Below are 13,946 nucleotides of genomic sequence, written 5' to 3'. Positions count from 1 at the left end.
ACCCCCCCGGGCGCTACGGGGTGGGGGGGGGGACAGGGCGACCCCCCCGCCGCCCCCCCGGGGGGCCCCCCCGCGGCTCGTCCGACCTCGGTGGCACCGGTCAGCCTCCCGCGCCCTGGCTGGTGACCGACGGCTCGCCGGTCGCCGGCTTGGGCACGCCGATCGGCTTGCCGTCCGGCATCCGGATGTACGCCGGCTCACCGGCGTCCACCAGACCCAGCCGACGTGCCTCGGCGGTCAGGTTCCCCGGCGCCTTGGCGTCGGCGATCTCCTTGTCGAGCTGCTGCTTCTCCAGGTCCAGTCGGGCCTGCTGCTGCTGCAGCTTCTCCAACCGGAACGCGTTCTCATTGATCTTGGTGTTGACCGCCAGGATGCCGAACACCCCGCCGACCACCAGCACCACGATCAGCGCCGCGAACGGCGCGCGCGGAACCGACACCGGCGGCGGAGGCGCCACCCGCAGCCGCGGCGAGCGGGCTGCCGCCGTGGCGGCTGCCTTCTCGGCCGGACGCAGCGCGGCACTGCCCTGGGTCGGGAACTCGCGCGCCCCCCGGGCGCGAGCCTCCCCCTGCCGACTCACTCGATCGATGCGTGGCGTACCGTTTTCCACGCGCGGAGCTCGCTCCGCCGCGGTCCGGCCCCCCGACCGCGGTGCGCGCTGCCCGCCGCCGGTGACGTCCCGGCGGTCGCGCTTGTCAATGCTCATGTCCCTCCCCCTCAACGTCCGTCCCTCGCCGGTCGCGGCGCCCCTGACCCCCCACGGATCAGGCGGACCCCGTGCCCGGTTGGTGCATTCCCCTCACCCGTCGGCGAGACCGTTCGCGGTCGGTCCGCCCCTGCTCTGTCGCGTTCGGGTCGAGTCGCTCCGCGGCCCGCAGCCGCACCGAGGCGGCGCGCGGGTTCGCGGCGACCTCCGCCTCCCCGGGCAGTTCGGCGCCCCGGCTGAGCAGCCGGAACGTCGGACCGGACCCGGGTAGCTCGACCGGGAGGTCGACCGGGCCCTTACTGCGGACCCGGTCCGCGAGCGCCGCCTTGGTGAGCCGGTCCTCCAGCGAGTGGTAGGACAGGACCACCATGCGACCGCCCACGGTCAGTGCGTCGAGCGCGGACGGCAGCGCTGTCTCCAGCGCTGCCAGCTCTCTGTTTACCTCGATCCGTAAAGCCTGAAACGTTCTCTTTGCCGGATGCCCGCCCGTTCGTCGGGCTGGTGCCGGAATCGACTCCCGGACCAGCTCGGCCAGGCGCGCCGACGAGGTGATCCGGGTCCGTTCGCGCTCCCGGATGATCGCCGAGGCGATCCGCCCGGCGAACTTCTCCTCGCCGTACACCCGCAGCACCCGGGCCAGATCCGGATGGGCGTACGTGTTGACCACCTCTTCGGCGGTCGTCCCCCGCGTCTGGTCCATCCGCATGTCCAGCGGCGCGTCCTGCGCGTAGGCGAACCCGCGGTCGGGCGCGTCCAGTTGCAGCGACGAGACACCCAGGTCGAACAGGATCCCGTCGATGCCCGGATAGCCCAGCCGCTGGAGCACGTCGGGCAGCTCGTCGTAGACGGCGTGCTCCAGGTGCACCCGGTCGGCGAACCGCGCCAACCGCACCCGTGCGTGAGCGAGCGCCTCGGTGTCCCGGTCGAGCCCGATCAGGACGGTCTCCGGATGCGCTTCGAGTACCGCCTCCGCGTGCCCGGCCAGGCCGAGCGTCGCGTCGACGTGCACCGTCCGGCCGCCTCGACCCAGCGCGGGGGCCAGCAGCTCGAGACACCGCTCGAGCAGCACCGGCACGTGCGTGCCGCGCAACTCCCCCATGATGACCCCCACTGGTTGAAACGTCCGTTCTTCTCGCGCGCCTGCCGTGGAGACGGCGCTCCCGTCGTACCGCCAGATCCCCATCCGCTCCCGCCGGACACCGACTTCCGCCGGATTCCTGGATCGTGCGCCTGGCACCGGGGAAGTGATGCCAGGAACTCGAAAGCGGCTGGAGATCTCGCAGTACGTCGGGCGCCGTTCCGCCCTACAGACCGCCGGGCAGCACCCCCTCCTCGATGTCGGCGAAGTCGTCTTCGCTCTCGGCGAGGTAGGTCTCCCAGGCGACCTTGTCCCAGATCTCGACCCGTGTGCTCGCGCCGATGACCACCAGGTCCCGGTCGAGCGCCGCGTACTCACGAAGATGCGCGGGGATCGTCACGCGGCCCTGCTTGTCCGGCACCTCGTCGTGCGCGCTGGCGAAGAAGACCCGGCTGTAGGCCCGGGCCGCCTTGTGCGTCATCGGCTGCGCGCGCAACTGCTCCGCGATTCGTTGGAACTCGGGTGTCGGAAAGACATAGAGGCAGCGATCCTGCCCTTTGGTGACCACGACACCCCCCGCCAGCTCATCCCGGAACTTGGCCGGAAGGATCAACCGGCCCTTCTCGTCCAGGCGCGGGGTATGGGTGCCGAGAAACATCGGCCCAACCCCCTCGCCCTTGAGCGGCGTTCGCGGCGCCGCTGACCCCCCGGGCCGGTGAGCCCTCCCGGCCTCACCATTGGGCCCCACTCTACTCCACTTCCCTCCACCTGCAACCAGATTCGCCCGCGTGGCGCGTCCGGTCCGCGCATGAATCCGCACGTCACAGGGGGTGGAGCGGAGTGGAGGGCCGGCACGGCCGCCCGGCGTGGTCCGCTTTCCGACATTGATCGACTCCGTCCGGCCGAGCGCGCGCCGACCTGTCGCCGGGATGCCACGGCCGAACGGTTCACCGTCGGCGGCGATCTGGCGAGGTCGGCGGTCCGGTAACCTCGCTCGCGTGACGGACGCGAAAATGCCCCTACGGGCCAAGGTGGCCAGCTCCGTGTCACGGACCGCCGCGGCGCTCTCCCGGGCCGCCGGCCGTGGCGACGGTTCGGTGATCGGCGGGTGGATCGGGTTGAAGATCGACCCGGACCTGCTGGCGCACCTGTCGGCCGGCCGCGCCATCGCGCTGGTCTCCGGCACCAACGGCAAGACGACCACCACCCGGTTGACCGCCGCCGCGGTCGGCGTGCTCGGGCGGGTCGCGACCAACTCGTTCGGCGCCAACATGCCCAGCGGGCACACCTCGGCGCTGGCCAAGGCCGGCAGCACCCCGTACGCGGTGCTGGAGGTCGACGAGCACTACCTCGCCCAGGTGCTCGAGTCGACCGAGCCGCACGTGGTCGCGCTGCTCAACCTCTCCCGCGACCAGCTCGACCGCGCCAAGGAGGTCGCCATGATGGCGCAGCTCTGGCGCGCGGCCCTGGTCCGGCACACCGACGTACGGGTGGTGGCCAACGCCGACGACCCGATGGTGGTCTGGGCGGCCACCCCACCGGCCGACCCGGCCCGCGGCATCAATCCGCCGCACGTGACCTGGTTCAGCGCCGGTCAGCGCTGGCACGACGACTCCTGGGTCTGCCCGGAGTGCGGCTCGACCATCGCCCGCTCCGGCGAGCAGTGGTGGTGCACCGGCTGCGCGCTGCGCCGCCCCGAGCCGAACTGGGTCGTCGAGGACGAGGGAGTGCTCGACCCCACCGGGGCCTGGCACAAGGTCTCCCTCCAGCTACCCGGCAAGGTCAACCTGGGCAACGCGGCGACCGCGCTGGCGGTGGCGGCCGAGTTCGGCGTACGCCCCGTCGACGCGGTGAGCCGTCTCGGCATCGTGACCTCGGTCGCTGGCCGGTACGCGCAGGTCGACCGGGACGGGCGCAACATCCGGCTGCTGCTGGCCAAGAACCCGGCCAGCTGGCTGGAGGCGTTCGACATGGCAGACGAGGCGCCCACCCTGCTCTCCATCAACGCGCGTGACCCCGACGGCTTGGACACCTCCTGGCTGTTCGACGTCGACTTCGCCCCGCTCCGCGGCCGGCAGGTGTTGATCACCGGTGACCGGGCATACGACCTGGCGGTTCGGCTGGACGTCAACGACGTGCCCTTCCAGCACGTCCGCACGTTCGACGACGCCGTCCGGTCGGTCCCGCCCGGCCGGCTCGAGGTCATCGCGAACTACACCGCGTTCCAGGACATCCGAGCGGAGTTGGACCGTGTCAACTGAGAGCCTGCGTATCGTCTGGATCTACCCCGACCTGCTGTCCACCTACGGTGACCGGGGCAACGCGCTGATCCTGGCCCGACGGGCCCGCCAGCGTGGCATGCCGGTCGAGGTGCTGGAGGTCCGCTCCGACCAGCAACTGCCGTCGACGGCCGACATCTACCTCGTCGGCGGCGGCGAGGACGGTCCGCAGGCGCTGGGCGCGCAGCGGCTCATCGCGGACGGCGGTCTGCACCGGGCGGTCGCCCAGGGCTCGGTGGTCTTCGGTGTCTGCGCCGGTTACCAGCTGCTCGGGACGTCCTTCTTCGCCAAGGGCGTGCAGTGCCGCGGCCTGGAACTGCTGGACCTGCGGTCCGACCGGGGCGAGAGCCGGGCCGTCGGCGAGTTGGCCGGCGAGATCGACCCTCGGCTCGGCCTGCCACCACTGACCGGTTTCGAGAACCACGGTGGCCGTACCCACCTCGGCCCGGAGGTCGCCCCCCTGGCCCGGGTCACCGCCGGGATCGGCAACGACGGCGCCACCGAGGGCGCCTGGCGCGGCAAGCTGCTCGGCACCTACTCGCACGGTCCCGCGCTGGCGCGCAACCCGGCCCTGGCCGACCTGCTGCTGCGCTGGGCCACCGGGGCACACCAGCTCCCGCCGCTGGACGACACCTGGCCCGACCGGCTCCGTAACGAGCGCCGTTCTGCGGTGGCCGCCGCCCGGGCATGATCCGCGCTGTCCGGCGGCTGCTCCGGCAGCCGTCGGCCGCTCGGTTCGCCCTGCTGGTCGCGCTCATCGGCGGCTGCGGGCTGCTGCTGCTCCTGGTACCCCGCCCGGACCCGGCGCGGCTGCCGGCGCTCGCCGACCAGCTTGGCGACCTCGCCCCGGTGGCGGCGATCCTCGGCGGCGCGCTGCTCCTGGTCGCGCTGGTCCCCCGCACCTTCGTGACGCTCGCCGCGGGCGCGATCTTCGGCCCCCTGGAGGGCGCCGCGTACGCCCTGGGCGCCGCGTTGGTGGCCGCGGCGATCGGGTTCACCGTCGGCCGGCTGCTCGGCCGGGAGTTCGTCGCCGAACGGGTACGCGGTCGGTTGGCCCGCCTCGACGGCTGGTTCGCCCGGCAGAGCGTGTTCGGGGTGGTCACCGTCCGGCTGCTGCCGATCGCGGGCTTCGGCCTGGTCAGCTACGGCTACGGCACGACCGGCGCGCGGGTGTTGCCGTTCCTGGCCGGCAGCGTGATCGCCTCCGCGCCGACCGCGTTCGGCTACGCGGCGATCGGCGCGGCGGTCAGCTCACCGGGCCACGTCAACTGGTACGCCGCCGCCCCCGCCAGCCTCGGCCTGATCGCCAGCATCGTGCTCGTCCACCAGTGGTGGCGCGCCAACCGCCACCGCCGCCAAACCCCAACCTAACCCCCACCCCACCCCCGCGCCCCCGCCCCACCCCCGCCCGCCCCGCCGATCTTGCACTTTCTGTCCCGACAAACCCTGACACAGGGGACAGAACGTCAACCGAAACTGCAAGATCGACGAGGCAGAGCGGGTGGGGCAGAGGGTTAGCGGGGTTAGGCGACCACGGAGACCATTCGGCCCTTCACCACTATGACCTTGCGGGGTTCCTTGCCGGCCAGGGACGCGGCCACCGCCTCCAGGGCCGCCGCGCGGACGGTCTCGTCGGTGGCGTCGGCGGGCACCTCGACGCGTCCCCGGACCTTGCCGTTGACCTGCACCGGGTAGGTCACCGTGTCGGCCACCAGCAGCGCCGGATCGGCCACCGGGAAGTCCGCGTACGTCAGCGAGGTGTCGTGACCCAGCTTGCGCCACAACTCCTCGGCCACATGCGGGGCGAACGGCGCCACCATCAGCACCAGCGGCTCGGCCACCTCGCGGGGCGTCGCCGACAACCCGGTCAGCCCGTTGGTCAGCTGGATCAGCTTGGCGATCGCGGTGTTGAACCGGATGCCGTCCATGTCGCCACGGACCCCGTCGATCACCGTGTGCAGCAGCCGTCGGGTCGCCTCGTCGGCCGGGTCGTCGGTGACGCGCAGCTCGCCGGTCTGCTCGTCGACGACCGCCCGCCAGACCCGCTGCAGGAACCGGTACGAGCCGATGACCGCCCGGGTCTCCCACGGGCGGGACACCTCCAGCGGGCCCATCGACATCTCGTACACCCGGAAGGTGTCCGCGCCGTACGCCGCGCACATGTCGTCGGGGGTCACCACGTTCTTCAGCGACTTGCCCATCTTGCCGTACTCGCGGTTGACCACCAGGTCTTCCAGGTAGTACGCGCCGTCGCGCTCGATGACGTCCTCGGCCTGCACGTAGCTGCCCCGCGAGTCGGTGTACGCGTACGCCTGGATCATGCCCTGGTTGAACAGCTTGCGGAACGGCTCGAACGACGACACGTGACCCAGGTCGAACAGCACCTTGTGCCAGAACCGCGCGTACAGCAGGTGCAGCACGGCGTGCTCGGCGCCACCGACGTACAGGTCGGTGCCGCCGCAGTCACCCTCACCGCGCGGACCCATCCAGTACCGCTCGTTCTCGGCGCTGACGAATCGCTCGGTGTTGGTCGGGTCCAGGTAGCGCAGCTCGTACCAGCAGGAGCCGGCCCACTGCGGCATCACGTTGGTCTCGCGGGTGTAGCGCTTCGGCCCGTCACCCAGGTCCAGCTCGACCTCGACCCAGTCGCGACGACGCGACAGCGGCGTCTCCGGGTTGGAGTCGGCGTCGTCCGGGTCGAACGTCTTCGGGGAGAAGTCGTCCACCTCGGGCAGCTCGACCGGCAGCATCTCCTCGGGCAGGGCGATGGCCGCGCCGGTCTCGTCGTAGACGATCGGGAAGGGCTCGCCCCAGTAGCGCTGCCGGGAGAACAGCCAGTCCCGCAGCCGGTAGGTCACCGCGCCGGTCCCGTGCCCGTTCGTCTCCAGCCACGCGATGATCGCCGCCTTGGCGTCGGCGACCCCCAGGCCGTTCAGGTCCAGGCCGCGCTCGGGCGCGGCGCTGTTGATGGCGGGGCCGTCGCCGGTGTACGCCTTGCCGTCGAAGCCCTCCGCCGGCTGCACGGTCCGTACGATGGGCAGCTCGAAGACCTCGGCGAACGCCCAGTCCCGCTCGTCCTGCGCCGGCACCGCCATGATCGCGCCGGTGCCGTAGCCGGCCAGCACGTAGTCCGCGATGAAGATCGGGATCTGCGCGCCGGTGACCGGGTTCGTGGCGTACGCGCCGATGAAGACGCCGGTCTTCTCCTTGGAGTCGGACTGCCGCTCGACGTCGGTCTTCGCGGCGGCGGCCTTGCGGTACGCCTCGACGGCCTCGCGGGGGCTGGCGTGCCCGCCGGTCCAGGCGTCCCGCGTGCCGTCCGGCCAACCGGCCGGCGCCAGCGCGTCGACCAGCTCGTGCTCCGGCGCCAGCACCATGTACGTGGCACCGAAGATGGTGTCCGGGCGGGTCGTGAACACCCGGATCGGCGTCCCCGCGGTGGCGAAGTCGATGTGGGCGCCCTGCGAACGGCCGATCCAGTTGCGCTGCATCAGCTTGATCGGCTCGGGCCAGTCCAGGCTGTCCAGGTCGTCCAGCAGCCGGTCACCGTACGCGGTGATCCGCATCATCCACTGCTTCAGGTTGCGCTTGAAGACCGGGAAGTTGCCCCGGTCGGAGCGGCCGTCGGCGGTGACCTCCTCGTTGGCCAGCACGGTGCCCAGGCCCGGGCACCAGTTGACCGGGGCCTGCGAGACGTACGCCAGGCGGTGGTCGTCGACGACTCCGCGACGCTCGGCGACGCTCAGCTCGGCCCAGGCCCGGCCGTCCGGGGTGGCCCGGTTGCCGCCCTCGAACTCGGCGATCAGCTCCGCGATCGGGCGGGCCCGGCCGGCGTCGCGGTCGTACCAGGAGTTGAAGATCTGCAGGAAGATCCACTGCGTCCAGCGGTAGAAGTCGGTGTCGATGGTCGCCACCGAGCGCCGCTCGTCGTGCGCCAGTCCCAGGCGGCGCAGCTGCGCCTTGTACCGCTCGATGTTCTGCTCGGTGGTGGTCCTGGGGTGGGTGCCGGTCTGCACGGCGTACTGCTCGGCGGGCAGCCCGAACGCGTCGAACCCCATGGCGTGCAGCACGTTGTGCCCAGCCATCCGCTGGTAGCGGGCGTAGCAGTCGGTGCCGATGTAGCCCAGCGGGTGGCCGACGTGCAGGCCGGCGCCCGAGGGGTACGGGAACATGTCCAGCACGTACAGCTTCTCCGCGCCGGCCCGGGGGTGGCTCGGGTCGGCCAGCGGGCCGGTCGGGTTCGGGGCGTGGAAGGTGCCCTCGCGTGCCCAGGTGTCCTGCCAACGCGTCTCGATCTCGTCGGCCATGGCCGCGGTGTACCGGAACGGGGGGATGTCGCCCGCCGGTGCGGCTGCCTCGCTCATCGTCTCTCCTCGCTTCGCTTCGCTTCGTCTCGGCACCGCCGGGCCGGACCGGCGGCGGGCACAAAAAAGCCCCTCGCGCAGGAGGGGCTGCCGTGCTGTCGCGCCTTCAGCGCATCAGCACGGCCCGGTAAGAAGCAGGAAGACTCCGGCCATGCCCGCAGTGTACCGCGCGCCCGGTTCGGCCCGCCGACCACCGGGCGTGTTCGACCCGTTCCCCCTAGCTGGCGAATATCGGGGCGTAACCGGCGGACTACCTGCGGGGGTCGGCGATAACGACAAACATGGTTAGCCTGAGAGGCCAGTGAGATTCCTGCGGCAATCGAGGCTCGACGTCGCGAACCCAACGGCGGGTCCAGGTGCTCTCTACAGAGCGGCCGTGACGGCGACGAGGAGGAGGCCCGTGACACAACAGACCTGGGACGAGGTGGGCGGCCTGTTGCCGCACGACGAGTTCCGCGCCGCCAGCGAGGCCATCGTGGCCAACATCGAGCAGGTCATCGAGGGCAAGACCGCCACCGTGCGGCTGGCTCTGGCCGTACTGCTCGCCGAGGGCCACCTCCTCATCGAAGACGTTCCCGGCGTCGGCAAGACCAAGCTGGCCAAGGCCCTCGCGCGGTCCATCGACTGCACGGTCCGCCGGATCCAGTTCACCCCCGACCTCCTGCCCAGCGATGTCACCGGCGTCAGCGTCTACAACCAGGAGACCCACGACTTCGAGTTCCGCCCCGGCGCGGTCTTCGCCAACCTGGTGGTCGGCGACGAGATCAACCGGGCCTCGCCGAAGACCCAGTCGGCGTTGCTGGAGTGCATGGAGGAACGGCAGGTCACCGTCGACGGCGTGACCTACCAGCTCCAGACCCCCTTCATGGTCATCGCCACCCAGAACCCGATCGAGATGGAGGGGACGTACCCGCTGCCCGAGGCGCAGCGCGACCGGTTCACCGCCCGGATCGCGATGGGTTACCCGGACGCCGGCGCGGAGCTGGCGATGCTCGACGGGCACGGCGCCACCGATCCGCTGCACGAGCTGCGTCCGGTCTCCGACGCCGACATGGTCCGGCAGCTCATCGCCACCGTCCGGCAGGTGCACGTCGCGGACGCGGTCAAGCAGTACGCGGTCGACCTGGTCACCGCCACCCGTGAGGCCCACGACCTGCGCCTCGGCGCGTCCCCCCGGGCGACGCTGCAACTACTGCGCACGGCCCGGGCGGTCGCCGCGCTGGAGGGCCGCGACTACGTCCTCCCCGACGACCTGCAGGCCCTGGCGGTGCCGGTGCTGGCGCACCGGATCATCCCGACGGCCGACGCGCAGCTCGCCCGGCGCACCACCGACGCGATCGTCTCCGAGCTGGTGCACCGGCTGCCCCTGCCGCACGACCGTCAGCGCAACCCGTACGACACCCGGCCCGCCACCGGCAACGGCCGCGCGCCCTACGAGCCGCGGAGGCCGTGACGTGCGTGCCGGGCTGCGCGGGCTGACCACCCGCGGGCGCTCGTTCCTGGCCGCCGCGGTCGCCGCGGCGGTCTCGGCCGTCATCCTGGGCGAGAAGGACCTGCTCCGGGTCGCCCTGCTGTTGGCCATCCTGCCCCTGCTGGCCGCCGCCTACGTGGGCCGCAGCCGCTACAAGCTGGCCTGCAACCGCTCGCTGGACCCGCACCGGGTTCCGGTCGGGGCCAACTCGAGGATCGTGCTGCGCCTGCAGAACCTCTCCCGGCTGCCCACCGGCACCCTGCTGCTGGAGGACCGGCTGCCCTACGCGCTGGGCAGCCGACCCCGCGTCGTGCTGGAACGGCTCGGCGCGCACCAGGCCAGCTCCGTGGCGTACACGGTCCGCGCGGACGTGCGCGGTCGCTACGACGTGGGTCCGCTGGTGGTTCGGATGACCGACCCGTTCGGTCTCTGCGAACTCACCCGCTCCTTCCCCAGCACCGATCACCTCACGGTCATCCCGCAGGTCACCCCCCTGCCGTCGGTCCGGCTCCCCGGGGAGTACGCGGGCAGCGGCGACAGCCGGGCGCGTTCGGTGGCGGTCCACGGCGAGGACGACGCGGCGACCCGGGAGTACCGCCGGGGCGACGACCTGCGCCGGGTGCACTGGAAGTCCACGGCGCGCACCGGCGAGCTGATGGTGCGCCGGGAGGAGCAGCCCTGGGAGAGCCGCGCCACCGTCGTGCTGGACACCCGGGCGTACGGCCACCGGGGTGACGGGCCGACGGCGAGTTTCGAGTGGGCGGTCTCGGCCGCCGCGAGCATCGCCGTACACCTGCGCCAGGCCGGCTACAAGCTGCGCCTGGTCACCGGCTCGGGGGTCGACGTCGACGCCTCGGAGGGCGGTGGCGACGGCGTGCTGCTCGACCATCTGGCCGAGGTGCGGTTGGACCAGCGGGCCGACGTCACCGGGCTGGTGCAGCGGGTGCGGCAGCGCGCCGACGGCGGGCTGATCATCGGGCTGTTCGGCGCGGTGAGCATTGCCGAGGCCGAGCTGCTGGCCGGGCTGCGCGGCAACGGCGCGACGTGTGTCGGTTTCCTGTTGGACAGCTCCACCTGGCTGAGCCTCCCCGAGAAGGCGCGCGCCGAGGCGGAGCACGCGCACGGCGCCGCCGTGCTCACCATGGTCCGCAGCGGCTGGCGCGCGATCGGCGTCGACCACGGCAGCCGGCTGCCGGCGCTGTGGCCGCAGGCGGGCCGCGGTTCCCAGGGCTTCGCCCTGCGGGCCGCGCTGGCCGAGACGGTCGCTGGCCGCGTGCGATGAACGGAAGGTCCCCCTCATGATCGCCAGCCGGAACACCGGTCTGGTCGCGGCCGCCGCGACGCTGCTCGCCGCCGCGCCGCTGTCGGCCATCTTCCAGACCTGGACGTGGCTGATCCAGTGCGCGATAGCGGTCGCCGTGGTGGCCGGGGTCGCCGCGCTGACCCGGCTCGTCCGCGCGCCGCTCTGGGGCCAGGTGCTCGGCATGCTGGCCGCCCTGCTGCTCGCGCTGACCTGGCTGTTCCCGAGTGGCAGCGAGCTGGTGGCCCTCCTGCCCACGCCGAGCACGATCGGGCACTTCGCCGATCTGCTCGCCGGTTCGGCGCAGGACATGCGCTCGTACGGCGTCGAAGTCCCGGACACCGATCCGCTGCTCTTCATCACCGTGCTCGGCCTCGGCGGGGTGGCCGTGCTGGTGGACGTGCTGGCCGTGGGACTGCGCCGGCCGGCGCTGGCCGGGCTGCCGATGCTCGCGATCTACTCGGTGCCGGTCGCCGTCTACGTGGACAGCGTCCCCCCACTGCCGTTCGTGGTGGGCGCCGCCGGTTACCTGTGGCTGCTGGTGACCGACAACATCGACCGGGTGCGTCGGTTCGGGCGGCGGTTCACCGGCGACGGCCGGGACGTGGACGTGTGGGAGGCGTCGCCGCTGGCGTCCGCCGGACGTCGGCTCGCCGTGGTCGGTGTGGTGCTGGCCGTGGTGCTGCCGCTGGCGGTGCCCGGCCTGAGCGGTGGGCTGCTCGACCGGATCACCGAGGGCACGGGTAACGGCACCGGCAACGGTCGGGGGGTGGGTGGCTCGTCCGGCCGGATCGACCTGTTCGCGTCGCTCGCCGGCCAGCTCAACCAGTCCGAGGTGGTGGACCTGGTCAAGGTGACCACGTCGGAGCAGAGCCCGTTCTACCTGCGCTACGCGGTCGCCGACGAGCTGCGCCCGAACGGTTTCCAGGCCCGCGCCGCGAGTGGCCGGCCGGTGAACCGCGATCTGCCCGATCCGGGCGAGCGGGTCGCCCCGGGAGTGCAGCAGGCCGAGTACCGGGCGACCGTCGAGGTGACCAAGAGCCTCAGCATGTCCCTGATGCCGGTGTACGCCGAGCCGGTGCGCACCCAGGACCTGAACAGCAACTGGCTGTACGACACCAACCAGCAGATCGTGTTCTCCAACCGGGAGAGCTCCCGGGGCCGTAAGTACTCGTTCGACTACATCCGCTCGACGTACACCCCGGCGACCCTGCGGGCCGCGAAGACGCTGCCGGCCGAACACCCGCTCCGCCGGCAGCAGACCGCCACCCCCGGGCCGGTGCCCGAGGTGGAGGAGCTGGTCCGAGGGCTGATCCAGGGCAAGCGGACCGACTACGACCGGGTGCTCGCCATCTACCAGCACTTCTCCGCGGACAACGGGTTCACGTACCGGTTGAGCACCGCGAGCGGCAGCAGCGGCCAGGACATCGTGAACTTCCTGACCAACAAGGTCGGTTACTGCCAGCAGTACGCCGCCGCGATGGCCTGGCTGGTCCGGTCGGCCGGCATCCCGGCGCGGGTCGCGTTCGGGTTCACCAACGGCAGCAGGCGCGACGGCGACACGTACACGCTGACCAACCTCAACCTGCACGCCTGGACCGAGGTCTTCTTCGACGGCATCGGCTGGGTGCCGTTCGACGCCACCCCGGCTTCCGGAGTTCCCGGGTCCACCCGATCGGCCTGGGCGCCGGACACGGACGCCCCCGAGCCGTCCACTCCGGAGGCCGGCGCCACGGACAGCCCGAGCGGCGCCGACTCGTCGGCCGGGCCGACCGGCCCGGACAACGCCGACCGGGACACCGACTCCGGGCTCTCCCTGGGGGATTCGCAGCCGACTGAGCAGGCCCCGGTGTGGCCGTGGTGGGTGGCGGCCGTACTCGCGCTGGTGGCGCTGTTGGCGGTGCCGGCACTTCGTCGGCGGGCGCTGCGTCGACGGCGGGCCGGCCGGGCGGACGTCGCGGCTGCCGCGGCTGTGGGCGACGGACCGTCGACCGACGACGCGCGCGTGATGGTGGTCGAGGCGGACCCGGGTCGCGCTCGCGCCGACGCCCACGCCGCCTGGGCCGAGTTGCTCGACACGCTCGTCGACTACAAGGTGCGGGTGGACCTGACCGAGACGCCCCGCGCGACTGCGGACCGGCTGGTCCGGGACGCTCTCCCCGACGACGCCGAGGCCATCGGGGCGGCGCGGCTGCTCGGCCGTGCCGAGGAGCGGGCCCGGTACGCGCGGGCTCCGCTGACCGGTGAACCGTTGCCGTCCGCGCTCCGCGCGGTCCGTGGGGCGCTCTCGTCCCGGGCGGATCGACGGACCCGGGTGCTCGCCGCCGTGTTGCCGCCCTCGGTGCTGCTGCGCTGGCGGATCGCACTGGCGGACTCCTCCGGCCGCCTGGTGGCGCTGACCACCCGCATGCGCTACCGGCTGCTGCGCTGGAACCCGCGCCGATTGCTGGCCGATCGAGCCGCCCGCTGACCGACACCCGCAAGCGCCCTGCGGCGGCGCCCCGGCCCAACGCCGGGGCACCGCCCCAGGACCAGGTGCCGCCCTCAGCCCCCAGCCCCCAGCCCTCAGCCCTCAGCCCTCAGCCCTCAGCCCTCAGCCCTCAGCCCTCAGCCCTCAGCGATCTTGCACTTTCTGTCGCGACATAAGGGATATCCCACTCATACAGACGACAGAAACTGCAAGATCGGCGGGATCTCGGAGGGACGCGCGGCACGAGCACGGCGGTGCGGCACGAGCACGGCGGTGCG

9 protein-coding genes and 1 pseudogene are annotated in these 13,946 nt (G+C 72.3%); 6 read left to right on the top strand and 4 right to left on the bottom strand.

The window, feature by feature from the left end:
• Positions 1-100: 100 nt before the first annotated feature.
• From ACIA3K_RS04580 to mraZ, 3 genes and pseudogenes are all read right to left on the bottom strand, one after another.
• Positions 101-706 carry a hypothetical protein gene (locus ACIA3K_RS04580; RefSeq protein WP_396799186.1) on the bottom strand — a complete coding sequence of 202 codons (606 nt, stop codon included), beginning with the start codon at positions 704-706 and terminating at the stop codon, positions 101-103.
• Positions 696-1,805, bottom strand: a pseudogene (rsmH, locus tag ACIA3K_RS04575) (16S rRNA (cytosine(1402)-N(4))-methyltransferase RsmH). The gene ACIA3K_RS04580 and the pseudogene rsmH overlap by 11 nt, the downstream one beginning before the upstream one ends.
• A gap of 205 nt (positions 1,806-2,010) precedes the next feature.
• On the bottom strand, positions 2,011-2,442 hold the full coding sequence (mraZ, locus tag ACIA3K_RS04570; RefSeq protein ID WP_355049459.1) for a division/cell wall cluster transcriptional repressor MraZ: 432 nt from the start codon (positions 2,440-2,442) through the stop codon (positions 2,011-2,013).
• Positions 2,443-2,797: 355 nt separating this feature from the next.
• Between mraZ and ACIA3K_RS04565 the strand changes: the two genes are divergently transcribed.
• From ACIA3K_RS04565 to ACIA3K_RS04555, 3 genes are read left to right on the top strand one after another with little or no spacing between them, the layout of a single operon-like run.
• Complete coding sequence (locus tag ACIA3K_RS04565) at positions 2,798-4,045, top strand: MurT ligase domain-containing protein (protein WP_355049616.1); 1,248 nt, start codon at positions 2,798-2,800, stop codon at positions 4,043-4,045.
• A complete protein-coding gene (locus tag ACIA3K_RS04560) occupies positions 4,035-4,754 on the top strand; it encodes a glutamine amidotransferase (RefSeq protein WP_355049458.1) in 720 nt (239 codons plus the stop codon). Before ACIA3K_RS04565 ends, ACIA3K_RS04560 begins: the two co-directional genes overlap by 11 nt.
• Positions 4,751-5,434, top strand: a complete 684-nt coding sequence (locus ACIA3K_RS04555) for a TVP38/TMEM64 family protein (protein WP_396799185.1) — start codon at positions 4,751-4,753, stop codon at positions 5,432-5,434. The genes ACIA3K_RS04560 and ACIA3K_RS04555 overlap by 4 nt, the downstream gene beginning before the upstream one ends.
• A gap of 152 nt (positions 5,435-5,586) precedes the next feature.
• Here ACIA3K_RS04555 and leuS read toward each other — a convergent pair whose 3' ends face one another.
• The gene (leuS, locus tag ACIA3K_RS04550) at positions 5,587-8,427 is read right to left on the bottom strand and encodes a leucine--tRNA ligase (RefSeq protein ID WP_396799184.1); all 2,841 of its coding nucleotides are present in this window, start codon (positions 8,425-8,427) and stop codon (positions 5,587-5,589) included.
• Positions 8,428-8,827: 400 nt separating this feature from the next.
• Here leuS and ACIA3K_RS04545 point away from each other — a divergent pair, with 400 nt between their 5' ends.
• From ACIA3K_RS04545 to ACIA3K_RS04535, 3 genes are read left to right on the top strand one after another with little or no spacing between them, the layout of a single operon-like run.
• The gene (locus ACIA3K_RS04545; RefSeq protein ID WP_357126923.1) at positions 8,828-9,880 is read left to right on the top strand and encodes a MoxR family ATPase; all 1,053 of its coding nucleotides are present in this window, start codon (positions 8,828-8,830) and stop codon (positions 9,878-9,880) included.
• 1 nt (position 9,881) lies between these two features.
• Positions 9,882-11,180 (top strand): DUF58 domain-containing protein, encoded by a 1,299-nt coding sequence (locus ACIA3K_RS04540; protein WP_396799183.1) that lies wholly within the window; start codon positions 9,882-9,884, stop codon positions 11,178-11,180.
• A gap of 16 nt (positions 11,181-11,196) precedes the next feature.
• The gene (locus tag ACIA3K_RS04535) at positions 11,197-13,668 is read left to right on the top strand and encodes a DUF3488 and DUF4129 domain-containing transglutaminase family protein (protein ID WP_396799182.1); all 2,472 of its coding nucleotides are present in this window, start codon (positions 11,197-11,199) and stop codon (positions 13,666-13,668) included.
• Positions 13,669-13,946: the final 278 nt, after the last annotated feature.

This window comes from Micromonospora sp. NPDC051543 (assembly GCF_044454415.1).
In the GTDB taxonomy this organism is placed as follows: domain Bacteria; phylum Actinomycetota; class Actinomycetes; order Mycobacteriales; family Micromonosporaceae; genus Micromonospora.
Note: the sequence above shows the minus strand (reverse complement) of the source record. Positions and strands in the feature narration are given on the sequence as shown.

Bases quoted from the DNA above. Each gene is read 5' to 3' on its own strand.
- ACIA3K_RS04565 (WP_355049616.1), top strand. From the start codon at position 2,798: ATGCCCCTACGGGCCAAGGTGGCCAGCTCCGTGTCACGGACCGCCGCG.
- ACIA3K_RS04580 (WP_396799186.1), bottom strand. From the start codon at position 706: ATGAGCATTGACAAGCGCGACCGCCGGGACGTCACCGGCGGCGGGCAG.
- ACIA3K_RS04535 (WP_396799182.1), top strand. From the start codon at position 11,197: ATGATCGCCAGCCGGAACACCGGTCTGGTCGCGGCCGCCGCGACGCTG.
- ACIA3K_RS04555 (WP_396799185.1), top strand. From the start codon at position 4,751: ATGATCCGCGCTGTCCGGCGGCTGCTCCGGCAGCCGTCGGCCGCTCGG.
- leuS (WP_396799184.1), bottom strand. From the start codon at position 8,427: ATGAGCGAGGCAGCCGCACCGGCGGGCGACATCCCCCCGTTCCGGTAC.
- mraZ (WP_355049459.1), bottom strand. From the start codon at position 2,442: ATGTTTCTCGGCACCCATACCCCGCGCCTGGACGAGAAGGGCCGGTTG.